The 23,331-nt window shown below is 60.0% G+C and carries 21 protein-coding genes; 7 read left to right on the top strand and 14 right to left on the bottom strand.

The annotated features are described in order from the left end of the window. Positions 1-60: 60 nt before the first annotated feature. Positions 61-270 (bottom strand): cold-shock protein, encoded by a 210-nt coding sequence (locus WCA10_RS05255; protein ID WP_472809732.1) that lies wholly within the window; start codon positions 268-270, stop codon positions 61-63. Positions 271-744: 474 nt separating this feature from the next. Here WCA10_RS05255 and WCA10_RS05250 point away from each other — a divergent pair, with 474 nt between their 5' ends. After that, the gene (locus WCA10_RS05250; RefSeq protein WP_472821451.1) at positions 745-1,701 is read left to right on the top strand and encodes a YihY/virulence factor BrkB family protein; all 957 of its coding nucleotides are present in this window, start codon (positions 745-747) and stop codon (positions 1,699-1,701) included. Positions 1,702-1,747: 46 nt separating this feature from the next. Here WCA10_RS05250 and WCA10_RS05245 read toward each other — a convergent pair whose 3' ends face one another. The 10 genes from WCA10_RS05245 to WCA10_RS05200 form a co-directional block, all read right to left on the bottom strand. Further along, positions 1,748-2,875, bottom strand: a complete 1,128-nt coding sequence (locus tag WCA10_RS05245; protein WP_472821450.1) for a hypothetical protein — start codon at positions 2,873-2,875, stop codon at positions 1,748-1,750. A gap of 136 nt (positions 2,876-3,011) precedes the next feature. Next, on the bottom strand, positions 3,012-4,088 hold the full coding sequence (aroF, locus tag WCA10_RS05240) for a 3-deoxy-7-phosphoheptulonate synthase (RefSeq protein WP_472821449.1): 1,077 nt from the start codon (positions 4,086-4,088) through the stop codon (positions 3,012-3,014). 120 nt (positions 4,089-4,208) lie between these two features. Then, entirely contained in the window at positions 4,209-4,358 is a 150-nt protein-coding gene (locus tag WCA10_RS05235; protein ID WP_472821448.1) for a hypothetical protein, read from the bottom strand. Between the two features lie 34 nt (positions 4,359-4,392). Further along, the gene (gene ccsA, locus WCA10_RS05230; protein ID WP_472821447.1) at positions 4,393-5,103 is read right to left on the bottom strand and encodes a cytochrome c biogenesis protein CcsA; all 711 of its coding nucleotides are present in this window, start codon (positions 5,101-5,103) and stop codon (positions 4,393-4,395) included. A 72-nt stretch (positions 5,104-5,175) separates the two neighbouring features. After that, entirely contained in the window at positions 5,176-5,844 is a 669-nt protein-coding gene (locus tag WCA10_RS05225; RefSeq protein WP_472821446.1) for a heme exporter protein CcmB, read from the bottom strand. Further along, complete coding sequence (gene ybaK / locus WCA10_RS05220; protein ID WP_472821445.1) at positions 5,841-6,359, bottom strand: Cys-tRNA(Pro) deacylase; 519 nt, start codon at positions 6,357-6,359, stop codon at positions 5,841-5,843. The genes WCA10_RS05225 and ybaK overlap by 4 nt, the downstream gene beginning before the upstream one ends. Continuing rightward, complete coding sequence (ccmA, locus tag WCA10_RS05215) at positions 6,356-7,039, bottom strand: heme ABC exporter ATP-binding protein CcmA (protein WP_472821444.1); 684 nt, start codon at positions 7,037-7,039, stop codon at positions 6,356-6,358. Before ccmA ends, ybaK begins: the two co-directional genes overlap by 4 nt. A gap of 4 nt (positions 7,040-7,043) precedes the next feature. Beyond that, positions 7,044-7,586, bottom strand: coding sequence for a cytochrome c maturation protein CcmE (locus WCA10_RS05210; protein WP_472821443.1), 543 nt, complete (start codon positions 7,584-7,586; stop codon positions 7,044-7,046). Positions 7,587-7,709: 123 nt separating this feature from the next. Next, complete coding sequence (locus WCA10_RS05205) at positions 7,710-9,842, bottom strand: M28 family metallopeptidase (RefSeq protein WP_472821442.1); 2,133 nt, start codon at positions 9,840-9,842, stop codon at positions 7,710-7,712. Positions 9,843-9,942: 100 nt separating this feature from the next. Beyond that, positions 9,943-12,426, bottom strand: a complete 2,484-nt coding sequence (locus tag WCA10_RS05200; RefSeq protein ID WP_472821441.1) for an ABC transporter permease — start codon at positions 12,424-12,426, stop codon at positions 9,943-9,945. A gap of 221 nt (positions 12,427-12,647) precedes the next feature. Between WCA10_RS05200 and WCA10_RS05195 the strand changes: the two genes are divergently transcribed. Next, the gene (locus WCA10_RS05195) at positions 12,648-14,000 is read left to right on the top strand and encodes an MFS transporter (RefSeq protein ID WP_472821440.1); all 1,353 of its coding nucleotides are present in this window, start codon (positions 12,648-12,650) and stop codon (positions 13,998-14,000) included. A gap of 19 nt (positions 14,001-14,019) precedes the next feature. Here the strand turns inward: WCA10_RS05195 and mscL are convergent, their stop codons facing one another. The 3 genes from mscL to mtnA form a co-directional block, all read right to left on the bottom strand. Beyond that, complete coding sequence (mscL, locus tag WCA10_RS05190; protein ID WP_472821439.1) at positions 14,020-14,412, bottom strand: large conductance mechanosensitive channel protein MscL; 393 nt, start codon at positions 14,410-14,412, stop codon at positions 14,020-14,022. A 161-nt stretch (positions 14,413-14,573) separates the two neighbouring features. Further along, positions 14,574-14,870 (bottom strand): permease, encoded by a 297-nt coding sequence (locus tag WCA10_RS05185; RefSeq protein WP_472821438.1) that lies wholly within the window; start codon positions 14,868-14,870, stop codon positions 14,574-14,576. A 27-nt stretch (positions 14,871-14,897) separates the two neighbouring features. Then, positions 14,898-15,947 carry an S-methyl-5-thioribose-1-phosphate isomerase gene (gene mtnA, locus WCA10_RS05180; protein WP_472821437.1) on the bottom strand — a complete coding sequence of 350 codons (1,050 nt, stop codon included), beginning with the start codon at positions 15,945-15,947 and terminating at the stop codon, positions 14,898-14,900. Positions 15,948-16,147: 200 nt separating this feature from the next. Between mtnA and WCA10_RS05175 the strand changes: the two genes are divergently transcribed. From WCA10_RS05175 to WCA10_RS05155, 5 genes are all read left to right on the top strand, one after another. Further along, positions 16,148-17,977: a sodium:solute symporter family protein gene (locus WCA10_RS05175; RefSeq protein WP_472821436.1), complete on the top strand. Its 1,830-nt coding sequence runs from the start codon at positions 16,148-16,150 to the stop codon at positions 17,975-17,977. Positions 17,978-17,992: 15 nt separating this feature from the next. Continuing rightward, positions 17,993-18,250 carry a hypothetical protein gene (locus tag WCA10_RS05170; protein ID WP_472821435.1) on the top strand — a complete coding sequence of 86 codons (258 nt, stop codon included), beginning with the start codon at positions 17,993-17,995 and terminating at the stop codon, positions 18,248-18,250. A 569-nt stretch (positions 18,251-18,819) separates the two neighbouring features. Then, positions 18,820-21,285 (top strand): protein kinase domain-containing protein, encoded by a 2,466-nt coding sequence (locus WCA10_RS05165; RefSeq protein WP_472821434.1) that lies wholly within the window; start codon positions 18,820-18,822, stop codon positions 21,283-21,285. Positions 21,286-21,291: 6 nt separating this feature from the next. Continuing rightward, a complete protein-coding gene (locus WCA10_RS05160) occupies positions 21,292-21,816 on the top strand; it encodes a GNAT family N-acetyltransferase (RefSeq protein WP_472821433.1) in 525 nt (174 codons plus the stop codon). 64 nt (positions 21,817-21,880) lie between these two features. Next, positions 21,881-23,329 carry a glycoside hydrolase family 125 protein gene (locus tag WCA10_RS05155; RefSeq protein ID WP_472821432.1) on the top strand — a complete coding sequence of 483 codons (1,449 nt, stop codon included), beginning with the start codon at positions 21,881-21,883 and terminating at the stop codon, positions 23,327-23,329. The last annotated feature ends 2 nt before the right edge of the window (positions 23,330-23,331 follow it).

The raw sequence follows: 23,331 nt of genomic DNA, 5'->3' as shown, positions 1-23,331 counted from the left end.
ACCACAAAGGGAACCGCCAATTCAAAGCGACCTCGCTCGTGAGGCCGCAAAAAAACAGTCCTACCCGATCACGCGGCTGACGTTGGCTGCGCTCAGTCCTTTGGGTCCCTGCTGGCACTCAAATTCGACCGAATCGCCCTCGTTCAGCGTCTTGTAGCCGTTCTCCTGGATAGCGGAGAAGTGCACGAAAACATCCTCACCGCTCGACCGTTGAATAAACCCGTACCCCTTGGCGCCGTTGAACCACTTCACTACACCCTGTTCCTTCATCTACCTTCTCCTTCTTCCGTGGTGAGCACATTTGGGGGAAAGTCGTTGCTCGCCTGTCCGGTCTCGTGCTTTTTGATCTCGCGGACCGTTTGACGAGGCGGAAGTTCCGATTTACCTCAACCCAGAAACGGCGCGAGCCGCCCACGCGTCCAAAACGGTCGCGCTGAGGCAGCTCGAAATCGATCCAGAATTGGGGTTGTGCTTCCCGAACACCAAAACTTCCAATGCTATGGCCTTCCTGAACTTGCAGACGGCGTGCTCCCGGCGCGCCGTGCTCCTTTTATGGCAGGAACTTAGCCCAAAAGCAAGGAGAAAATTTACTTTCGTACCGCAAGGTAACCAGCCCCCCTTCACCCTCTGTGGAAGAATGAAATCACAGCTATTTGCATGTCCCGGATGCGTTTCCCAGGCTCCGTGAGAGGCAGCACACACGGCTGAGAGCGCTATTTTGTACCTTGCTTAGGGGAGACCACGGTGGAGAATATCTCAAATCCCGGTACGAGCGTGGAACCAACGCCGCCCGCCGCCCGGGGTTTTGATGAAACCCAGCCTGCCAAAACCTCAAAGTGGTTCCTGTGGCGCAAGAGCGGCATGGCCCTTGCCGATTATCTGCTCGACGCCGAGGTGCATACTTACGCGTTCAGCGTGGCGGCCAATGCCATTATCTCGTTCATTCCATTGATTGTGTTGCTGTATACCATTGCCCTCTCCGTCTTTCATTCGCAGGAAATGGTCAATGTGGTCAACAAGATCGTGGAGCAGTTCCTGCCAAGCACCGCCACACAGGCGACGAGGACAGGCAGCGAGGATTTCTTGGCGTTTTGGCTCAGATGGGCGGCTCAGACGTCTGGCCGACACGGTGTGCAGGCGCTCTCGTTGCTCATGATCCTGATCTCGTGTACGGGAATCTTTCTGCCGCTTGAGGTGGCGTTGAACCAGGCGTGGGGGGTGACGAAGAGTCGCAATTACATCGTGAACCAGCTGGTCGCGTTCGGTCTGGCGATCCTGATGGTGCTGCTGGCCCTGGGCAGCGTTCTGCTCAGCACATGGCAGCGGCAGCTGGTCGGCTTCATCTTCTTCCATCACACCGAGAACTTCGTCTTTGCCGGAATCAGCTATCTCTCGCTGGCGATGACGACGGGTGTCGCGTCCATCCTGTTCTTCTTCTCGATTTACTGGCTGCTGCCTAACCGGCGCATTCCCGCGCGCCAGGTGATCCGCACATCGATCATCACTGGATTGATCTGGCTGGCAGCCAAGGAAGGCTATGTCGCGATCCTTCCGCACATGGACCTGAAGGCGCTGTATGGGCCGTTTTATGTTTCCGTGGGTTTGCTGTTCTGGGCTTACATTTCCGGCTTGATTCTATTCGCCGGTGCGCAGTTCAGTGCAACTCCCCCGGTGGAGAAGACAGCGAAACCACCGGCGTAAAGTCGCCGACGAGGCAGCGCCCGAAAATTCAACCGTTGGCCCGACTCTACGAGACCTTGAACGCCTTCACCGCGATCGCGTTCGGCTCGCGGCCCGTCGGCAGCATGGTGAACATCTGGCGGTTGGCGGTGCGCACAACGGCCACGTCGCCGGAACGCGCGTCGACCACGAAGAGCAGATGGCCTGCGGTAGAGAACGCCAGCGCCGAAGGGCCGTCGCCAACATGGATAGATCCAACGCGCTTGCCGTCTTCGATCGAATAGACCGTGACTTCTTCCGAGTGCAGGTTGCCGACGTAGAGCAGGGAATTGTCAGCGGAGACTAGGCCGCGCACAGGGTCTGCGCCCATCAGATAGGCGCCCGCAACGTCGTCGGTGTTGGCATAGATTTCAGAGATTGAGTTCGACAGCGAGTTTGCGACAAACACCTCGCCGCCATCCGGCTTGAGCGCGAGTTGAACCGGAGCGCGGCCTACGTCGAGCAAAGACTCAAGCTGATCCGTGGCGGCTGGGCGTCCATCGGGCCGCGCCGCATGCGCTAGCCGGATTGCCATCACCTGGTGACCGCCCGTGCAGGCTGCAAACGCCTTCGAAGAATCCGGCAGCACAACCGCGTCGCCGGCGCCGGGGCAGCCTTCGATTACGGTGCGGACCTTGCGCGCAGTCGTGTCGATAATGCTGACGGAGTTTCCGCCGCGATTGGCGACCACCAGGGTGTTGCCGTCGGGCGAGACGCGCGCCGCGGAAGGATCTTCTCCGACGCCAATCTGGGCAACTTCGCGGCGACTCTTCAGATCGAGGACCGAGATGCTGTTCGACCCTGAGTTGGCGACGTAGGCAACTTTGCCGTCGGCGTCAACCGTAATCGCCACCGGCAGCTCATGCACCGGGATCGTGGCCGCGACCGAATTGTTCTCGGCGTTGATCACCGCGACAGAACCTCGCCCTGCAGGCGTTCCTGAGTTGACCACATAAACTTCATTGCGCACGGGATTGGCGGCGACCGCGATCGGGTTCTGGCCGACGGGGATTTCGCGATCGACGCGAACATTCACGACATCGTAAACCGAGACCGTACCGCTGCCTCCATTGGTGACGTAGGCGTATTCCCGGTAGTTCGGAGCATATTGAGGAAAGTCGTGCGTGCGGCATGCGGTGAGGGAGAACGCGGCCAAGAGAGAGGCAGCTACGATTGCAGATCTCACGCTTGGCGACGTGGACCAGTTTCTGAGCGCCGATTCCGGGGCTAAAGCCCGAGCCAGTTTCAAGCGTGATTCAGAGGCCTGAAGGCCTCTGCTCCCTCCGCCTGACCTACTTGAACTTGCTGGCATGGGGTTCCGCTGCGGCCGTTTCGACGTGAACGCCGCGGGGCAGCGTGCGATGGACGATGGGGGCGATCTGCTCGATTTCGTCCATCATCTGCACAAACTGATTGGGGTAGATCGACTGCGGCCCATCAGAAAGGGCCATCTCCGGCTGGTGGTGCACTTCGACGAGAATGCCGTCTGCGCCCACCGCTGCGGCTGCGCGCGCCATCGGCAGCACATTGTCGCGCTTGCCGGTGCCGTGGCTCGGGTCGACCAGGATAGGCAGGTGGCTGAGCTTCTGCACGGCGGGCACAATGCTGAGATCGAGGGTGTTGCGGGTATGGTCGGCAAAGGTGCGCACACCCCGCTCGCACAAAATAACTTCGTAGTTACCCTCGCTCATAATGTATTCCGCGGCCATCAAAAATTCATCCAGGGTCGCGCTCATGCCGCGCTTCAGCAAAACGGGCATGCGCAGTCGGCCCGCGTGCTTCAGCAGCGAGAAATTCTGCATGTTGCGCGCGCCGATCTGGACGACATCGGCCCACTCGGCTACCAGTTCGAGCGTCTCGTTATCGATGGCTTCGGTAATGATGCGCAGCCCAAATCGATCGCGGATCTCGGCCATGATCTTGAGTGCGTCGACGCCCAGGCCCTGAAAGGCATAAGGCGACGTGCGGGGTTTGTAGGCGCCACCACGGAAGAACTGCGCGCCAGCAGCGGCAACATGCTCGGCAATAGCGAAAGCCTGTTCGCGGCTCTCGATGGAGCAGGGACCTGCGACGATGGCCAAGTCCTTTCCGCCGATCGTGGCGTCGGTGCCGGGAAAACGAATGATGGTGTCTTCTTCTTTGACATCGCGGCTGGCCAGCTTATATGGCTTTGACACGCGAATGACGTCCGCTACGCCGGCGAGGTCTTCAAAATTTCCGCGGTCGATTTCTCCGGGGTTGCCGGTAATTCCGATGGCTGTGCGCTGCGCGCCCGGCATTGGATGCGGGCGGTATCCCAGGGCTTCGATATGGACGCAGACGGCCTGGATTTGTTCTTCGGTGGCCTGCGCTTTCATCACGACTAACATCACTGGATCCTCACTCTAAGTTTACGGCAAACGGCGAAAATCTGCGTTTCCACCACCCCAGCGACGTGGACCCTGTCGCCGGGGACCCCGGGGATTCAGCCGGGTTCGGGCGATTCGCCTCTAGCGCGGTTGGCGCGATTTGCGCTCCGCATTACGTTTTTCGTTGCGCCACTTGAGGCCGAGAAAGGCCAGGTACCCGAGCTGGATCACCCAGGTGACGGTGTAGGCCGCGGCAACGAATTGATGATCGAGAATGCTGCTTTCGTTCATTTTCTCCTCGTTTTGGACCAGGTTTGTGGTGGTGTCAAACGTTCGCTTCGAGGGCTTCCTGGGCCTCGCGTGCGGCGTACTGCTGGTGACGGCGTTCCACGTGGTAGCGCAGGAAGAGCACCAGCAATCCCCAGCAGAACCACGCCAGCATGTTCCACAAGAGAGCGTGCACCATCGTCGGGTCCTTCATGCCGGAGCCCTCGTCGCCGCCAAAGACCGGCGCGGGATGCTGCGTGCGCCACCAGCGGTTCGACATATACACGATGGGAACGTCAAGCGCGCCGAAGATGCCCAGCACCGAGGCCAGCGTCTGCATCTGCGGCCCTGCGGCAAATCGCCTCAGCAACAGGTAGCTGACGTAGATGAGCCAGAGGACAAGCGTGGTCGTCAGGCGTGCGTCCCACGTCCACCAGATGCCCCAGGCGCGGCGTCCCCACAACGGGCCGGTGGCCAGGACGACGGTGCAGAAGACCACGCCGACTTCAGCGCCGGACAGCGCCCATGCATCGCCAATCTGCGCGCGATTGGGATTGCTACGCCGATACGCGAGAAAGACGATCGACCCGGCGAGGCTGACAGCGAAGAAGGAAAACGCCACCGTCGCCGAAGGCACGTGGTAGTAGATGATGCGGAAGACGTACCCCTGCATCGCGTCATCAGGCGCGACGTAGATGGCCTGGTAGTATCCCCAGATCATCAGCAGGATGGTGATGGCGGGAAAAAGGGTGAGTAAAACTTTTTTCATACAGTTTCCTGGGCGAGCATTCTTAGTTTACGCCGCGGTTGGAGCGGCATTCTCGATCGTTGGGTGGACGCTCTACTCCGCATGGAACACCACGTCGAAGAGCAAATAGCTTACGGTGGCGAAGATGATGTCGTAGCCTGTCAGCATCTTGATCCACACCCAGGGATCGCCATCCCCTGTAAAAATCGACCTGGTGGCTTGCACCATCCCCAGCAGCGCCGGGATGAAAATCGGAAACAGGATCAGGGACAGCAGCAATTCGCGGTTTCGGCTGCGGATGGAGAGAGCGGCAAAGAAGACACCGTTGCCGACCAGCGCCCATGTTCCCAGCGGAAGCACCAGCGCCAGCAGCCACGCCTGCCCCGCGATATGCAGGTTGTACATCACAAAAAAGATTGGGGCTAGCGCGATCTGAACGATCGTGACGAAGATGAAGTTGACGAGCACCTTCGCGAAATAGAGTTGCGCACCCGAGCTGGGCGTCATGCGCTGCGCGTCCATCACCTGGTGGCGAATTTCGCGCGCCCATGCCTGGTTGAGCGCCGATACCGAGGCGAACATCGTCGCCACGCTGAGCACGCCGCCAGCAATCTCCTGGGAAAAAGCACCGCGCGGATCGAACGCAATCGAAAACAGCACAACCACGAGTCCAGAGAAAAACAACATCGACACGATGGCGTCGAGCGAGCGCCACTCGATGCGAATATCCTTGGCGAAATGCGTCCAGAATACGGAGTTCATGCGGAGTGATCCTCCGCAGTCAGCCGTGGTCCGTCCTTGATCAGGTCGGCGGTTTGGACTTCGACATCCAGTGCATGAGCGGCCTTCAAATAGTCATTGGGGCTGAGAATCAACTGCGTGCCGCGCGTGCCTGCCGAGACGCTGATGGTGTCGAACAGGATCGCCGTTTCGTCGATGTAGACCGGGAAGACCTTCCGTGCGCCGAAGAGCGTAACGCCGCCGCGAATGTAGCCGGTGAGCGGCTGCACGTCTTTCAGGGGTGCCATCTCGGCTTTGCGCAGACCTGCCGCGCGCGCAAGTTTCTTGAAGTCGAGTTCAGCGTCGCCGGGAACCACGGCGAACCGGTAAATGTTCGGCCCACCCGTTACAAGGAGCGTCTTGAAGACCTGCTCCGGCGGCATCCCGATCTTTTTGGCCACGGTGATCGCAGAAAGATCTTCGGGGTCCACTTCGTATTCTCGGAGTTCAAACGGGATGCCGAGCGATTCGAGGAAGCGTGCGCCGTTGGTCTTCATAGCGACGGACTCCCTGGCGCAAAATCGGCAACGCGCCCGGCCTTCAGGCGCAGCACCCAGTCGGCGATCGGCGCGGCATGCTCGCGCTGATGCGTGGTGATCACGATGGTCCGGTTCTTCTGGCGGAATCCGGCCAGCAGTTCAACCATTTGCCGGGTCGACTCGATGTCCATGTTGGAAAACGGCTCATCGAGCAGCAACAGTTCCGGCACGGACATCAGCACGCGGGCCAGCGAGGTGCGCTGGCGCATGCCCTGCGAATACTGGCCGAGCGTGCGTGTCAGATCGGGATCCAATCCCACCTGGCGCAGCGCATCGGTCGGGTCGAGGCACGGGCGGCCGGGATAAAGGTTGGCGAAGTAGCGCAGGTTTTCCTGCCCGGTGAACTCGTCGTAGAGCATGGGCGCATGGCTCATGTAACCGATGCGTTCGCGCGCGTCGTGCGGTTCTTCACCACCAAAGACCTTGATTGTTCCGTCGGTTGGCCGCAAAAGGCCTGCCAGAATGCGTAAGAGCGTCGACTTTCCGGCGCCATTTTCGCCAATCAGCACGTAGCACTTGCCAGCTTCAAGATCGACCGAGACGTGACGCAGTGCAGCAAACGAGCCAAAAAGCTTGGAAACGTTCTCGATACGGGCGCAAAGGGTGGAATTTGGGGCTTCCGGGGCTTGCGCTGTCATCGAATCAATTCGTGGCGATACCAGCGGGGGCGCTGCCCGGTTGGGAAACTGGCGCGGCGTTCGCGCGCGGGTTGGTGCTTGCAGGAGCAGGCTGCGCAGGCTTAGCGCCGGGCTGGCCATTGGGCGTTGCGGGGGCGTATTTGCTGGCGCACTTGGCCTGCAGTGCTGTGGCCTGGAAGACGCCGTCACGGCCATAAGTGCCGATTGCAATGCCCATCGCGTCGTCTTTGAATGTATCCGGCGGCGGCTCGGAGCCCTTGTACATAACCGTCAGGCGGCGACCAGTGGCAGCCTTCGGCGAGTGGCTTTCAAATTCATTGAGAACGAATTTGACGTGCGGCCCATTCTGCTCGATCGAACCGGGTTGAACGAAGCCTTCCACGCGCAGATTGCTCTTGTACGCCTTGTCGCCCATCTTGCCGAGTTCGGCCACCGTGACATAGTAGCTCTTGCTGGAGCCGTAACCAGTAAAGGCCAGCCACCCGATGGTGCCAAGAATGATCGCGACCGCAATGCCGATCCGGACCGAATTGGAGTTTTTCTTCATATCCCGACTTTTACGATACGAGGGCTGATGGGGCGGGTCAATGGTGCGAGCCAACATAAGTGATCTGAATCACAAATTAAGCCGCCGCTTCCAGTCTCTCATCAAAAGCGTTTGAAACGCCGCTTAGCGCGCAGTTTCAAGGGTTTGCGCGGCCCTGTCCAGGCAATGGGTCAGCACCGTGAGCTGCTGCCCCGCCCGGGTGAAGTCTTTGGCTTCAATGGCCTCGTTCACACCCGGAATTACCACTGCCGCGTAGCCGGTGTACTCGCCGGGCGCATAGATGGTGTGCTTGTACCAGGGCCGGTTGGGCAAGCCTTCCGGCGAAAGCAGTGCCGTCTCTGCCGCGCGCAGGGTCGCGTTGAATTCGGCGAGGTCGGCCGGTGGATTCGCCTGCAACTGGTGCGCGTGCACGGCGGCTCCGGCAAACTTCGCCGTCGCTTCGAGCGCCGGGCCGAAATCGAGACCGGAAAGTCCTTCGTCCCCGGCTTTGCGTTTGGCCGATTCGATGTAAGCCTTCACTTCGCGTGCGTACTCCTCGTAGTCATACGGCAGCACTTCGGTATCGGCCATGCGCACTGCTTCAAGGCCGAGCACGCGGGCCATCTGCTGCAGGTAGACAAAGTGCGGATCGGCGTTCATCACGAACCACGCATAGTTGTCGAAGACCGAGTGGTACACGCCATACGGGCCTCCGGAGCCAATGTCGGTAGAAGGCACACCTTCATGCTGGAGAAATGGAGTGAAGTCCGAACCAGAGCCCAGGTCGCTGACGTGCACTTCTTCTCCCGCAATTGGCGGAGCATTGCTGGCGCGGTGCTCGCTGGCACCGTGGCGGTTGGCGCGCCACTCCTGATAGACGGTATCGCCCATGGGGCTTGGCACGGCCTTCGCAATGTCGCGCATGAAGTTTTTGAGCGACGGAACCGCGGAGGCCGAAAAGTCCGGACCTGCGACGGCCACATCGACATTGAAGTACGCCACGGCGTTGTTCAGTTGCTGTGCGTGCTGCTCCACCCATTCAGTGGAACCGATCAACCCCTCTTCTTCCGCGTCCCAACTGCAGAAGACGATGGAACGTTTCGGCTTCCATCCCTCTTTCAGCAGTGCGCCCACGCCGTGTACAGCCTCAAGCATGCTGGCGGTACCGCTGTTGGGGTCGACCGCGCCGTAGACCCATGCATCGCGGTGATTGCCCACGACAACCCAGTCTTCGGGAGCTTCCGTGCCCTTGATCCTGCCAACCACGTCCCAAATCGTCCTTCGCTCGTAATCCTGCTGCGACACAAGGTGTACGCGCACGCCGCCCGGGCCGACGTGATACCGGAAAGGAAGTGCGCCCTGCCAGCCCTGCGGCACGCCAGGACCCTTCATCGCCTGCAGGATCGGCGCCGCATCGTGATAACTGAGCGGAATGGAGATGATGCGGGGCTGGTTGCCCTCGGGATTGATGCGCGCCGCGTCAGGCAAATCGGGCGTTGAGGCAACTCCGGGCGTCTCTGGATCGCCGGGATACTTGAAGAGATATTGAACTGACCCGCGCTGCACGCCGGTTTCAGGCCTCCATGGGCCGAGCGGATACGGATCGCCCTTGTAGTAGCCATCGTCTTGCGGATCGGAGTAGATGATGACGCCGATAGCGCCGCGCTGCTCCGCAATGTAGACCTTGACGCCGCGAAAGTTTGCGCCGTAACGAACGATTACAATCTTGCCGTGCAGATCCACGTGCTGTTTCGCCAGCTCGTCGTAGTCTTCGAGCCGGCCGTAGTTCGCGTAGACCACTTCGCCGGTTACATCGCCCGATCCCGACGATCCGTGGAATGGCATCACTACGCGGGGATCGTTTTCAAAGGGATCGTTGCCTACATGCTCCGGTGTGGGGCCGGACATGAGCTGCTTGCCGGCCGCATCAAATGCCTCCACCTTCACGACCTTGGGCTGGTTCATCAGTACCCGGTAGGGAACGATCTCGGTGTTGAGCCCGGCGGCGCGAAACTTTTGCGCCACGTATTCGGCCGTCTTGTGATCTTCGGGGCTCGATGCGATGTGCGGCTCGGCGGTCAGCGTTTTTAGTTCTTCGCCCGCGAGCTTCGCATTAGGGACGGCAAGAAACCTCTCTTCGATGCCTGCCTCTTTGGCGAAGTCCGTGTAGCCGAAGACCTGCGCGGACTTTGCGGAGGCGGCGTCCTGGGCTTTGATTACGTTTGGAAAAAGAGCATACGAAACCATCAGAGCTGCGAACACCGGGCGCAGAGTCATCCATTCAATCCTTTGACGAAGAGTGGAGAAAGACAAGCAATAGTGTACTGCGCGAGAACGGCCAGGGACGTCCAGAGTTCCACGCAGGTGAATCGTCATTTCACTCGCAACGCAGCGACGCCATTGGGTCGGTGCGCATGGCCCGGCGCGCCGGGAGATAGCAAGCCGCCAGCGCGATCACGGTCATCCCCGCAGACACCGCGGCCAGCGTCAGTGGATCGCTTTTCGCGACGCCATACAGCAGATGCGAGAAACTGGGCAGGACACGGGTGAGTATCAGGGCTGCCGACACGCCGATCCCGATGCCGATTGCCGCCATCCTGAATCCCTGGACGAGAACCATGCGAAAGACGTCGTCTCTGCCGGCGCCAAGGGCCATGCGAATTCCGATTTCGCGAATACGCTGCGCAGCGGAGTACGACACCACTCCGTAGATGCCGACCGAGGCCAGCAGCAGCGCCAGTCCCGCGAAGACTCCGAGGATCAGGATGGGTAGCCGCCGCGATGCCATCGATTCGCGTTCGAGGTCTTCGATGGTCTTGATGTCATAGACCGGTTGATTCGGCGCGGATGCGTAGACAGCGTTGCGAATGGCTGGAATGAGAGTTGACGAGGGCAGCGTGCTGCGAACCAGAATCGTGAGGTTTCGGAAGAAGTCGCTCACCATGAAATCGGGAAGTTGGTAGGCGGGAATGTAAATCTGGCGAGGGTTGTAGGTCCCCGCATCATCCAGCCCCCAATAGCGCACATGACCCGCTACACCGACGATCCTTGCTGTACCCCAGTGGGCCACGGTCAGGGTCTTTCCCGCCGGATCTTCGCCGGGAAAGAATGTGTTGGCAAGAATCTGGTCGATGACAACAACCTTGGAAGTTCCCAACTGGTCCGCCGGGCTGAAGAACCGGCCACGCAGCAGCGGAATGCCCATGGTGCGCAGATAGTCCGGGCCGGTCCAGAAGTAGAGAGCGTGCGGCGCGTCGGGCAGGGACGTTGATTGTGATGCGCCGATCCAGAAGGGGCCGCTGTTGTCGCCGCCGGAGAGCGGAACGAGATTGCTCAAGTCGGCAGCTTCAACACCCGGAATATTCCGAATGCGCTCCAGCAATTGCTGGTAGGCCGTTCGCGTTTCTTTCGGTGTGCCGGTATTCGATGGCGCGAGTTCCACTCTGAAGGAGATCAGCTGGCGGGCCTCGAATCCGGGATTGACGCGCCAAAGCTGCTGAATGCTGCGCAGCAACAAACCCGCCCCGGCGAGCAGGACGAGCGTAAGCGCGAACTGCAGCACGACAAATTGGCTTAAAACACCGCGGCTGCTGCCGGTTGCCCCACGTGCGCCATGTTGCAGCGCCGATTGCACGCCGGCGCGTGCGCTGCGTAGTGCGGGCACCACGCCAAATAGAATCCCCACGGCAATGGCCGTCAGAAGCGTGAAGGCAAGCACCGGCCAGTGCAGGGCGATGTTCTCTTCGCGGGGCAGGGTCCCCGGGATGGCAGCAAGCAGCAGATGCAAAGCTGCAGCGGCAACCGCAATGCCCAGCGCGCCACCTGCCGATGCGAGCAAAACGCTTTCGGTGAGCACCTGGCGGACCATGCGGGCGCGGCTGGCGCCAAGCGCTGCTCGAACACCGAATTCGCGCTCGCGCATTTTGGCTCGGACCAGAAGCAGGTTGGCCACATTGGCGCATGCAATCAGCAGCACCAGTGTCACCGCTCCGAAGAGCACGAAAAGCGCGCCTTCCACGTCGCCGACCATCATCTTCTTAAAGGACCAGACCGCGACCCCCATTCCATGGTCCGCATCCGGATAGCTGCGATCGAGCTCCTGCTGGATCGAATTCAATTCACTTTCGGCCTGGCTCGCGGCAACACCAGGTTTCAGGCGCGCAACCACAGCGAGGGCATCTACAGAGCGGTCCGCATAGAGAGCGGGCATCTGAGGGCGCAGTGCCGTAATGACATCTGTATCCTCAAAGAATCGAAAACGGGGAGGAAGCACGCCGACGACGGTGTAGGTTCTGCCGTCGAGAACCAACGCACTTCCGAGCGCCTGCGGGTTGCCGCCGAGGCGTTCCCTCCACACGCGGTCGCTCACCAGCGCCACGGGGGATGCGTTGGGCTGGTCGTCACTGCTGGTCAAATCGCGGCCCAGGGCGGGCGCGATCTTGAGCGCGGAAAGAAACGTTGAGGAGCCGCGAATCCCGAGCAAGTGTCCCGCCGATCCGGGGGCGGACAGGTTGAAATTGTGGAAGACCACTCCGCTCATGTTCTCGAACGATCGCGAATTGCTCTGCCAGTCTTCAAAGTTCGGTTCGGACGGGTCAATCTCTGAAACGCCCGGCCTTGTTTGCCATAGAAAGACGAGCCGATTCGCATCCGGGTAGGGAAGCGATGCGAGGACAACCCCATGGACCACGCTGAACATGGCACTATTCGCTCCAATACCGAGTGCGAGCGTCAGCAGAGTCACGATGGTGAAGCCGGGACTCCGGGCAAGGCTGCGGAGGCTGTAGCCGATATCCTGGAAGAGGCCTTCTGCAAAGGCTGGCGGGGCTGCGAAGAGCTTTGGGGTCGATCCAGAAGGCATGGTCCCTCTCGAAGCTGGCGGGTCGGGTGGGCTTCGTTCTGAGGTTAATTCAGACGACCGGCAGGGCTGCTCCTGCGGTTAAGACGGAGACGCGCCCGGTCGAGCTATGGGAAGGCTTCAAATTTTCCGACGCCTATCCGATGCATGGACCATTTCGCAGCGAGACCGGCCGAAAGAACATTCATACCTTTCGTGGTTCGCGCCGCTTCCCGGCAATTCACTTGGCACTTACACTGAACATTTGGAGTCTCCCTCTGCGTACCCGGCCCAAAGTTAACGAAGAGAACCTGGCGGCCGCTTCTGATGAGGCCGCTGCGATTGTCCCTGGGGCGATCGTCCCGGAATTGTCGCCGGCCGAAGCCGCCGAGTTGCCACAGGCTATCCGAGCCTTGCGCAACCCTAACTTCCGCCTCTTCTGGGCCGGCAACTTTACCTCCAACATCGGCACCTGGATGCAGAACGTGGCCCAGGGCTGGCTGGTGCTTACACTCACGAACTCCGCTTTCTGGCTGGGCGTGGTGGGCTTCGCGGGTTCAATTCCGTTCCTGTTTGTTACGCTTTTCGGAGGAGTCATCGCCGACCGCGTGAACAAGCGCCGCCTGCTGCTGGTGACGCAGTCCGTAATGATGCTGCTGGCGTTTTTGCTTGCCGGCTTGACGTACTTTCACGCCATCGGCGTTTGGGGCGTGGCGGCCATCGCGTTCGGCAACGGCGTAGCCATGGCCATGAATGCGCCGAGCTACCAGGCGCTGGTGCCGAAGCTCGTAAAGCGCGAAGACCTCACCAACGCCATCGCCCTCAACTCCGCGCAGTTCAACATGTCGCGCATTCTCGGCCCCACGCTGGGCGGCTACGCCATGGTTCTGCTCGGCATGGCCGGCAACTTCTTCTTGAATGGCGTGAGCTTTCTTGCTGTGCTGTGGGCGCTGATGCGGATCGAATATCCCGAAGAGAAACTGAGCCGCCACCAGACCCTGTGGGAGAGCCTGCACGGCGGTTTTGCCTACCTGCGCCGCAACCCCCAGATGTACGTGTTGATCCAGATGACTCTATTCGCGAGCTTCTTCGGATTTCCGTTCATCACGTTCATCCCCTACTTTGCCAAGGTGCAGTTGAACGCAGGTGAACGAGGGCTGGGCTTGCTGCTTGCCTGTTCCGGCGTCGGATCGGTCTTGGGCGCGATGACGATTGCCATTTCCGGCGTGATCCGGCATCGCGGGCGCGTGGTGACGGGCTGCGGGATCGTGTTCTTCCTGGCGATTATCGGCTTCAGCTACTCCCACCGATTCGCCTTGTCGGGGTGCCTGGCATTCTGCGAGGGCTTTTGCGGAATCCTGATGATCTCCTGCTTCAACGTGTCGATCCAACACCTGTCGTCGGATGCGATGCGCGGCCGCATGATGAGCATCTACGCCACCAGCTTTCTTGGTCTACCTCCCATCGGCGCGCTGCTGGCCGGCGAGCTTTCACGCCACATGGACACAGGCCACGCCCTGGCGATGATGGCCAGTGTGTCCCTGCTGTCGTTCATCGGCTTCTTTGCGCTTTCGAAGCCGCTCCGCGAACTGGACTAGGCTGCGTCGAAGAAACGAATCAGGCAACCGGCTGTGTGCAATGCGAACAGCGCTTGGCAGCAGCCGGAATATCGCTGAGGCATTCAGGACATGCTTTTGTCGCCGGCGGCACATCGGGCACGGGCTTCTTGAAGCGAGCCATCAGCGCGTTGGCCGGGGCCACAATGAAAAAGTAAACCGTGGCTGCAACCAACAGAAATGCGATCACGGCATTCAGGAAGTTGCCGAGCATCACGTGGTTGAACTGAATGGCACTGAAGTCCGGCTTACCTACAAGATTGCCGATGAATGGGGTGAATATATCCTTGACGAGAGAGGTTACCACCGTTCCGAATGCGCCGCCGATGATGATGCCAACCGCCATATCGAGGACATTGCCGCGCAAAATGAAATCACGAAATCCCTTCAGCATGCCTTACCTCCTGAAAGTCATTGCGCACATGCTACCCGACAGGCCTTCCGAACTGGAATCAAAAACTTCTGAACAAGCTCGTCGCGTCGCCGCGCGTCTGCCTATCTTACATATCCCCGTCATAAAAGGCATGTGACATCCGAAGAGTCAATCAACGCGGACTACAGGGGAAAGGCCACTAGAAACACGATCAGCGTAAGAATCATGAGGTCTGAGTATAGGAGGATCAACACTCCCGCGTGGTACAGGCTCCACTTGCCCCGCAGGCAGCGGCCGGTTTCTGCCATTCCCCATGCGGCCATCAGAAGAGATGCGAACTGCCATGGAGACCCGTGCAGGTTCTCAATGTGCGGAAACCCCGCCAGCAGCAAGCTCGCAATGAATGCGCTGAGAGATAGCACAATGCCGCGCACCAGGGATTTTTGCCGCAGCCGAAAGATGGCGAGGAGAGGAGACACGACTCCTACAAATGTAGACGCAGTCACCTACCCGGCGACGAGTTCCATCTCTTTCAGCGACTCGGCATACGGCGCGCGCAACACACCGCGCTCGGTGATGATGGCCGTCACGTACTTCGCCGGGGTCACGTCAAACGCCGGGTTACAGATGCCGACGCCATGCGGCGTGAGTTGCTTGCCGCCGTGGTGCGTCACTTCCTTTGCCGCGCGCTCTTCGATTGGAATCGCATCGCCCGTTGCGGTTGCCGTGTCAATGGTGGACCACGGCGCAGCGCAATAGAACGGGATGCCGTGCTCTTTCGCAAGGATGGCCACGTTGTAGGTTCCGATTTTGTTGGCGAAGTCGCCGTTGGCGGCGATGCGGTCCGCACCAACAACAACGGCCCTGATCTTGCCCGCACGCATGAGGCTCGCCGCCATGTTGTCGCAGATGACCGTCGTGGGAATACCGTCGGCCATCAACTCCCACGCGGTGAGCCGCGCGCCCTGCAGAAACGGCCGCGTCTCGTCCGCGTAAACGTGAATCCGCTTGCCCTGCTCCACGGCGGAGCGGATGACACCGAGCGCCGTGCCATACCCGCAAGTCGCCAGCGCGCCCGCATTGCAGTGGGTCAGCACGCCGCCCTCGTCCGGCAGCAGTGCCCCGCCAAAGGCACCCATCGTTTTGCAGGCAGCAATGTCTTCCTCGTACATGGCGTGCGCTTCGGCGAGGAGTTTCTGCTGGATATCGGTGAGCGGAGCGCCGGCGGCGACCATGGTCGCAAAGACGCGCTTCATGCGATCAATAGCCCAGAAGAGATTCACTGCCGTGGGCCGTGTGCCCGCTAGACGTGCGCAGATCTTCTCAAATTCCGGCTCGAATTCCTGCACGGTCTTTGCCTTGCTGCGCAGAGCTCCAAGAGCCACACCGTAAGCGGCGGAAACTCCGATGGCCGGCGCCCCGCGTACAACCATGGTGACAATGACGTCGGCCACCTGTTCGTAATCCGTGGCCAGCACATAGCATTCCTCGAGAGGAAGCTTGGTTTGATCAATAAAGCGGACGCCTTCCGGGGTCCAGGCAAGGGTAGGAATCATGCTCTCTTAGTTTAGCTCGGTACTCGTCCAAAGGGTGAAAAGGCGGAGCCTTGAAAAGGTTTTCAATTTCTGCTGGACGGGCCGCAGTCCTCATCGGTAGAGTGATTTGGGTATTGTCGAACTCACGCGCCGGTAGGTTTCAACTTCACAGCGCCAATCGCTGCAGCCGCGTGAAGTCTCGATGAATCAGGGGAGCCGTCTTGCAACTCACCTTTGTCGATTGGCTGATCATGCTGCTGTATTTCGTGTTTGTGCTGGGCATCGGCTTTGCCCTCAAGCGCTACATGAAAACCAGCAAGGACTTCTTCCAGGCCGGGCGCGCGCTGCCTGCGTGGATCTGCGGTCTCGCCTTCATCAGCGCCAACCTCGGTGCGCAGGAAGTCATCGGCATGGGCGCCTCAGGCGCCAAGTACGGACTGGAAACCGCACAGTTCTACGGCATTGGCGCCATCCCCGCCATGGTCTTTGTCGGCATCTTCATGATGCCTTTTTATTACGGCTCAAAGGCGCGCTCCGTCCCTGAGTTTTTGCGTATGCGCTTCGACGAAAAGACGCGCGCCCTGAACGCCTGCTCGTTTGCGGTCATGACCGTGTTCAGCTCGGGAATTTCGATGTACGCGATGGCGCGGCTGATCCAGGCGCTGCATGTCTTCGATGGATTGTTCCGTTCGCTCGGATGGGCGCCAGAAGGCATCTTCACCTTTTCGATTGTGATGTCGGCCGTCATCGTTCTGCTGTACATCTTTCTCGGCGGACTCACCAGCGCCATCTACAACGAGGTCCTGCAATTCTTCCTCATCATCGCGGGCTTTCTGCCCCTGGTGCTGCTGGGCCTGAAGAACGTTGGTGGATGGAACGGCTTGAAGATGGCGGTCTCCGCTGTCGATCCGCGCATGATGCACGAGTGGAAAGGCGTGATGCATTCGAGCACCAATCCCATGGGCATTGAGATCATCGGCATCGGCATGGGCCTAGGATTCGTGCTCGGCTCCGGCTACTGGTGCACCGACTTCCTCGTAATTCAGACGGCGATGGCCTCGAAGAACATGGCATCGGCGCGGCGCGTTCCGCTGATCGCCGCCGTACCCAAGATGGTGTTCCCGTTCCTGGTGATTGTGCCCGGCCTGATCGCGATCTCGCTGCCTACGCCTCATACCATTACCACGGTGCGCGAAGCCAACGGCGTCATCTATCACGACACCACGGTGGTTTCAAAGATTGCCGAAGAGGGCCGGGGAATTATTCCCGCGAAGATCAACCCCGTCACCGGTAAGGCAATGCTCGACGCCAGCGGAAAGCCTCTGCTCGACTACGATATGGCCACGCCCAACATGCTGCTGCACTATTTTCCCACCGGCATTCTCGGCCTCGGACTTACCGCGCTGCTCGCCAGCTTCATGAGCGGCATGGCCGGCAACGTGACGGCCTTCAATACCGTCTTCACCTACGACCTCTACCAGTCCTACATTCACAAGGGCGCAAGCGACCGGCACTACATGGCGGTGGGCCGATGGGCTACGGTCGGCGGTATCCTGCTGTCGATCGCGACTGCGTACGCTGCCATCAACTTCAACAACATCATGGACACGCTGCAACTTGTTTTCAGCTTTGTGAACGCGCCGCTGTTTGCGACCTTCCTGCTGGGCATGTTCTGGAAGCGCGCCACCGGCCACGCCGCATTTACCGGCCTCATCTCCGGAACGCTGGCCGCGATGCTGCATCACGGGCTTACGCTGCCCATCGAGGCTCACGCGGGCATTCACGGCGGATGGATCACCGTGGTGCATCACTACCCCAGCGACATGGCGCAGAATTTCTGGGGCGCCATCTTCGCCTTCTCCACCAACTTCATCATTACGGTGATCGTGAGTCTGCTTACAAAACCGCGGCCTGAGTCGGAACTGGTGGGCCTGGTGCACTCGCTTACTCCCAAGCCGCCGCGTGCCCACGATCGCTGGTGGAAGAGTCCCGAAGCACTTGGAATCGCAGTGCTGCTGGGCGCTATCGCGCTGAACATTTTCTTTGCCTGAGCCGGAAGGAGAACCATGAATCTCGACCTGCGCATTCCCATGGGACTGATGTTCACCTTTACCGGCGCCATCATGACCACCTGGGGCATCAAGACCAACGGCGACACCACGCTGTACGCAAAAAGCCTCGGGATCAACGCGAATCTGTGGTGGGGCCTCGTTTTGCTCGTCTTCGGGCTGACAATGTTCCTCCTCGGCCAGCGGAGCCAGCGCCGCCTCGCGAAAGAGCCGCCACCGTCGGTGGAAGAAGGCGAAGTGCGGCGCGGACATTGAAGCAGGGAATAGGGAGCAACGCGCAATATGCTCTTGAGCCGTGCGATAATGTGCCTTCCCTATGGAAACATCAAAGGTAGTCATCAGAATTGGCCCACTTCTCGTCACGATCGTCAGTGGGTGTGTGGCGATCTACCTATGGAGGGTTGGGGTGAAATTGGTTTCTGTCCTTATGGTGAGCATCTGCATTCTCCAGATATATGACCAAATTGCGTCAGCCTGCAACGACAATCGAAGAGGCCCCAAGGTCTAGGAGACCTTATGAAGAGACGGTTGAAATGGTTGAAAGTTCTGGGGTCGGCCTTGACCTGTGCTTGTTGGGCCATTTTGTCAGTTAGATCGTGGACGCGCGAAAGTGCTCAGGGCACCTACCTTATGACTTCGCTGTGGGGAATTTGTTTTCTACTGTCGCTTTTTAGTCTCATCTTCTATGCAAGGCAGAAGGAATGATGTCGAGCTCATCTTTGCAGTCCGCTGTTTTCCTCGCTGGATCGAAGTATGGCGCCCAAAAGCCGCTCACCGGAAATTGATACGGTCCTCATCGCGCTGCAAATACACTGAAAGCAGCGATGAAACGCAAGACCATCGAGCACTACGAGATTATTCGCCGCCTGGGTGCGGGCGGCAGCGGCGTTGTGTATCTGGCCAACGACTCGCTCCTGCAGCGGCCCGTGGTGCTTAAAATCCTGCGCACCGGCCTGCTTTCCGCGCAACAGCTCCGTACCACCGTCCTGCGCGAAGCCCGCCTCGCCTCGGCCATCGAGCACCCCAACGTCTGCGCTATCTATGAAGTGGGCGAGGCCGGGGACGAGGGCTACATCGTCATGCAGTACGTGCCCGGCCAGTCGCTCGATCAGCTCATCGCGCGTGGCCCCGCCACTCCGCAGCTCCTGCTTTCCGTCGGCATCCAGATCGCCGACGGCCTGCAAGCCGCACACTCGCTGGGTATCTTTCATCGCGACCTGAAACCTCAGAACGTAATGCTTACCGACGGCGGCCTGGTAAAGATTCTCGACTTCGGCCTCGCGCGCCGCCTCCGTCCTGAAGACGCCAGCTTCGATCCCTCCAAGCCTGCGCTCGCGAAGGACGCCTCGGTTGCCGCGACCTACACCGCGCGCGGTGGCACCATTCGCTACATGGCTCCCGAGCAGTTTGTTACCGGCCAGTCAAGCGTGCAGTCGGATGTGTGGGCGCTCGGCGTGATTCTGTACGAACTTGCCAGCGGCCGTCATCCTTTTTCGCGCCCCGATTCCGAAGATTTTCAAACCATCCGCGCTATCCAGTTTTCTGATCCCGTCGACCTCAGCGAGATCGTTCCAGATATCTCGACGGAATTGAAGAGCGTGATCGCCACCTGTCTTGAGAAGACGCCCGCGACGCGCTACGCCTCCGCCGCCGAAGTGCGCGAAGCCCTCAAAACCATCATGAAGGCGCTGCAGATCGAAACCGGCGCCATCCCCGGTGAGGCCGCTGCGTACCTGCCGACGACCGAGGCCGAAGCTGAAAAGCGCACCACCGGCTTTCTCTCCATGCTTGCCGAGCGCTTTCGCGAGTCGGCGGGCGACAGCGCAAAGCAGAACTCCATCGTCGTGCTGCCCTTCGCCAACCTCGGCGCAACAGAGGTTGCCCCGCTCTACGGCTATGCTCTTGCAGATGCCATTGCCGCGCGTTTGGCGCGCATTCAGGCGCTTGTGGTCAGGCCGTCGAGCACGCTCATGTCGATCCCGATTGCGCAGATGGATCCGCTCTCCATCGGCCAGCGGCTGCTGGTTTCCTATGTGCTGGCCGGCAGCTTTTTGCGCTCTGAAATCGGCTTCGACTTGAACTGGCAATTGCTCGACGTCACCTCGCAAAGCGTGCGCTCCGGCGGAGCCATCCGCGTCGCCTCGCTCGACCTCATCGCCGTGCAAAGTGAAATTTCAAACGAAGTCTTCGCCGCGCTGCACGGCCTCGGTGCGGCAGACCAGATGGATGCGCCGCGCCCCGCCTTGCGCGACGGCTCGCTGCCGGGTCCGGTGAGCGAAGAGTACCTGCAGGCGCGCGCGCTACTCAGTTCGTTCATGGTGCGCACCGGCTCCAAGGCCGACCTCGACAAAGCTCATGCGCTGTTTACCAGTGTCACCACCAAGGACCCTGAGTTTGCCGCCGGCTGGAGCGGCCTCGGTATCGCCGAACTCCAGTACGTGCGCCATGGATTCGGCGGCCAGATCCACGTGATGCACGCGCGCCGCGACTTCGATGAGGCGCTGCGGCTCGATCCCGCGGCCACAGAAGCGAATCTATATCGCATCTACATGCTGCTCTCGCGCGGCGAGAAGGAATCGGCGCGTCACGGCATTGCCAACCTGCTGGCCTCTGCCCACAATGACTGGAATGTGCATATGGTGGCCGGCATCGCATTGCGCGGCGACGGCATGTACGACGAGTCCCTGGTGGAGTTCAATCGCGCGCTCAAGCTCAATCCGGCGAACGCAGCCATTCTCTATAACCATCGTGCGCGCGTGTACCACTATCAGAATCAAATTGAGCTGGCCGGCGATGAATTGGAGAAGGGGCTCGCTCTCGAACCACGCCATCCGTTGCTGCGCACCTCGGCGGGGTATCAACAGATGCGCATGGGCAATCTGACCGAAGCGATCGACATCCTCGAAGGCGTCATTCGCGACGACGAGTCGCTCCGCATCGCCGTTCCCACGCTCGCTATGTGCTACGTGCAGGTGGGCGAGCGCACCCGCGCCGCCGCGCTGCTGAAAGACGAAACGCTGGCTGCCGCCGAAGCCGACAGCGAGATGGCTTATCGCCTGGCAACATACTTTGCCGTTGAAGGCGACTCCAGCGAGGCGCTTCACTGGCTGCGCCGCGCCATCTATCTCGGCAACGAGAACTATCCATGGTTCCAGAAGAATCCTGCGTGGAATAATCTACGCACCAACGCCGACTTCGAACGCATCCTTGAGGACTTGAAGAAGGGTTTTCGCCGCAACCAGAAAACATGGAAGAGGCTGCTGGAACAGGTACCGCCCGACGCGGAATAGTGACTCATGAATCTTGAACACGCCACCGAAGCTGACTTTCCCGAGATTATCGACCTCGTCAATACCGCTTATCGCGGCAACGGTGCCGTTGCGAGCTGGAACATTGAAACCGGAATCATCGAGGGCACGCGCCTGACAGACTCATTGCTGCGGCAGGATCTCGCAGCGAAGCCGCAGGCGCATTTCCTGGTCACACGTGACTCTGAAAGCCATGCCATCATCGGTACGGTCTGGCTGGAGCCCCTGAAAAATGATGCGTGGTACCTGGGACTGTTTACGGTGGCCCCAGCACTGCAAAAGCAGCACCTCGGCCGCGCTCTGCTCACTGCCGCTGAAGAATTTGCCATCGCGCACGGTGCCCGCTCCATGCGTATGGGCGTTCTCAGTGTGCGCGATACGCTGATCGCCTGGTACGAACGGCGCGGCTATCACCGCACTGGCGAAACCGAACCGTATCCATACGACGACAACCGTTTCGGTACACCCCTTCGCGACGATCTGGAGTTTGCGATTGTGGAGAAGTGTCTCTAGATTAGAAGCTTCTCGTCAACGCTTATCATGGAGTACGGACCTGAATCCGCACGCCGAGTTGCAAATGAAACCTTTCGCACATGTTTCGCGCCGTAGCTTCATTCTGAACGCGGCTGCGACAGTAGGAACCGCCGCGATTGCTCCAACCTTTTCCCTCGCGCAGTCCGGCTTCACTTCCAAGCGCCCTGCCCCCTCAGCCCGCCGCTTCCGCAGCAAGGCGGTCGATGCCGCGATCGAGTCTGTGTCGTCTCGGATGCGCGACCCCGAACTCGCGTGGCTTTTTTCCAACTGCCTGCCCAACACGCTCGACACCACTGTAGGTTTTACGAACGGTCCTGCCGGACCTGACACCGTCGTCGTCACCGGTGACATTCCCGCGATGTGGCTTCGCGATTCTTCGGCGCAGGTCTGGCCCTATCTGCCGTTTCTCACCGCAGATGCGGAACTGGCGCGGCTCATCGAAGGTGTCATTCGCCGCCAGACGCGCTGCATTCTCACCGATCCCTACGCCAACGCCTTCATGCCGGACCTCGGCAGCGCCGAGCCACTCTCGTGGAGCAAGACCGATCGCACCGACATGAAGCCAGGCGTTGGCGAACGCAAGTGGGAGGTGGACTCGCTCTGCTATCCCGTGCGCCTCGCCCATGAGTATTGGCGCATCACGCACGATACGCGCCCATTTGACGCCGCATGGACACGCGCCATGAACGCCATCCTCGAAACCTTCACGGCGCAGCAGCGCAAAACCTCGCGCGGACCGTACCGCTTCCAGCGCGAAGCCTTCTCGCCCTACGACACGCTCAGCGAAGACGGCTATGGCAACCCCGCGCGTCCCATCGGCTTGATCTACTCCGGCTTCCGGCCCTCTGACGATGCGTGCATCTACCCTCTCAATATTCTCGGCAACTTCTTCGCGGTGAAGACGCTGGAACGCATCGAAGAGATGCTTACTGAAATCGCACACGACACCACCGCCGCGAGCCAGGCCGGCCGGTTGCGTTCCGAGATCAAGTCCGCGCTCGATGCCCATGCACGTATTCACCACGGCACTGCCGGTGACATCTGGGCCTACGAAATCGATGGCTTCGGAAACGCCAACTGCATGGACGACGCCAACGCGCCCAGCCTGCTGGCCATGCCCTATCTCGGTTCCTGCGCCGCAGACGACTCGCGATACCTTGCGACGCGCAGATTCGTTTTGAGTGATGCCAATCCTTATTTCTTTCGCGGCTCGGCGGCCGAAGGAATCGGCGGGCCACACATCGGCCAGGACATGATCTGGCCCATGTCGATCATCATGCGCGCACTCACCACCAGCGACGAAAGCGAGCAACGCCAGTGCCTCACGTGGCTCAAGACAACGCACGCCGGTACCGGCTTCATGCACGAAAGTTTCAATAAGGATGATCCAGCAAAGTTCACGCGCGCGTGGTTCGCGTGGGCCAACACTTTGTTCGGCGAACTCATTCTCACGATCGACAGAAGCAACCCAAAGCTGATCGAAAAATCCTGACC

The sequence above is a fragment of the Occallatibacter sp. genome, from assembly GCF_049582745.1.
GTDB lineage: Bacteria > Acidobacteriota > Terriglobia > Terriglobales > Acidobacteriaceae > Telmatobacter.
The sequence above is the reverse complement of the archived record's forward strand: the minus strand, read 5'-3'. Positions and strand labels throughout refer to the sequence as shown.

Excerpts from the sequence above, each read along its gene's own strand:
- WCA10_RS05255 (WP_472809732.1), bottom strand. The coding sequence starts at position 270 with ATGAAGGAACAGGGTGTAGTGAAGTGGTTCAACGGCGCCAAGGGGTAC.
- aroF (WP_472821449.1), bottom strand. The coding sequence starts at position 4,088 with ATGTTAGTCGTGATGAAAGCGCAGGCCACCGAAGAACAAATCCAGGCC.
- WCA10_RS05235 (WP_472821448.1), bottom strand. The coding sequence starts at position 4,358 with ATGAACGAAAGCAGCATTCTCGATCATCAATTCGTTGCCGCGGCCTAC.
- ccsA (WP_472821447.1), bottom strand. The coding sequence starts at position 5,103 with ATGAAAAAAGTTTTACTCACCCTTTTTCCCGCCATCACCATCCTGCTG.
- WCA10_RS05225 (WP_472821446.1), bottom strand. The coding sequence starts at position 5,844 with ATGAACTCCGTATTCTGGACGCATTTCGCCAAGGATATTCGCATCGAG.
- ybaK (WP_472821445.1), bottom strand. The coding sequence starts at position 6,359 with ATGAAGACCAACGGCGCACGCTTCCTCGAATCGCTCGGCATCCCGTTT.
- ccmA (WP_472821444.1), bottom strand. The coding sequence starts at position 7,039 with ATGACAGCGCAAGCCCCGGAAGCCCCAAATTCCACCCTTTGCGCCCGT.
- WCA10_RS05210 (WP_472821443.1), bottom strand. The coding sequence starts at position 7,586 with ATGAAGAAAAACTCCAATTCGGTCCGGATCGGCATTGCGGTCGCGATC.
- WCA10_RS05205 (WP_472821442.1), bottom strand. The coding sequence starts at position 9,842 with ATGACTCTGCGCCCGGTGTTCGCAGCTCTGATGGTTTCGTATGCTCTT.
- WCA10_RS05200 (WP_472821441.1), bottom strand. The coding sequence starts at position 12,426 with ATGCCTTCTGGATCGACCCCAAAGCTCTTCGCAGCCCCGCCAGCCTTT.
- mscL (WP_472821439.1), bottom strand. The coding sequence starts at position 14,412 with ATGCTGAAGGGATTTCGTGATTTCATTTTGCGCGGCAATGTCCTCGAT.
- mtnA (WP_472821437.1), bottom strand. The coding sequence starts at position 15,947 with ATGATTCCTACCCTTGCCTGGACCCCGGAAGGCGTCCGCTTTATTGAT.
- WCA10_RS05170 (WP_472821435.1), top strand. The coding sequence starts at position 17,993 with ATGAATCTCGACCTGCGCATTCCCATGGGACTGATGTTCACCTTTACC.
- WCA10_RS05165 (WP_472821434.1), top strand. The coding sequence starts at position 18,820 with ATGAAACGCAAGACCATCGAGCACTACGAGATTATTCGCCGCCTGGGT.
- WCA10_RS05160 (WP_472821433.1), top strand. The coding sequence starts at position 21,292 with ATGAATCTTGAACACGCCACCGAAGCTGACTTTCCCGAGATTATCGAC.
- WCA10_RS05155 (WP_472821432.1), top strand. The coding sequence starts at position 21,881 with ATGAAACCTTTCGCACATGTTTCGCGCCGTAGCTTCATTCTGAACGCG.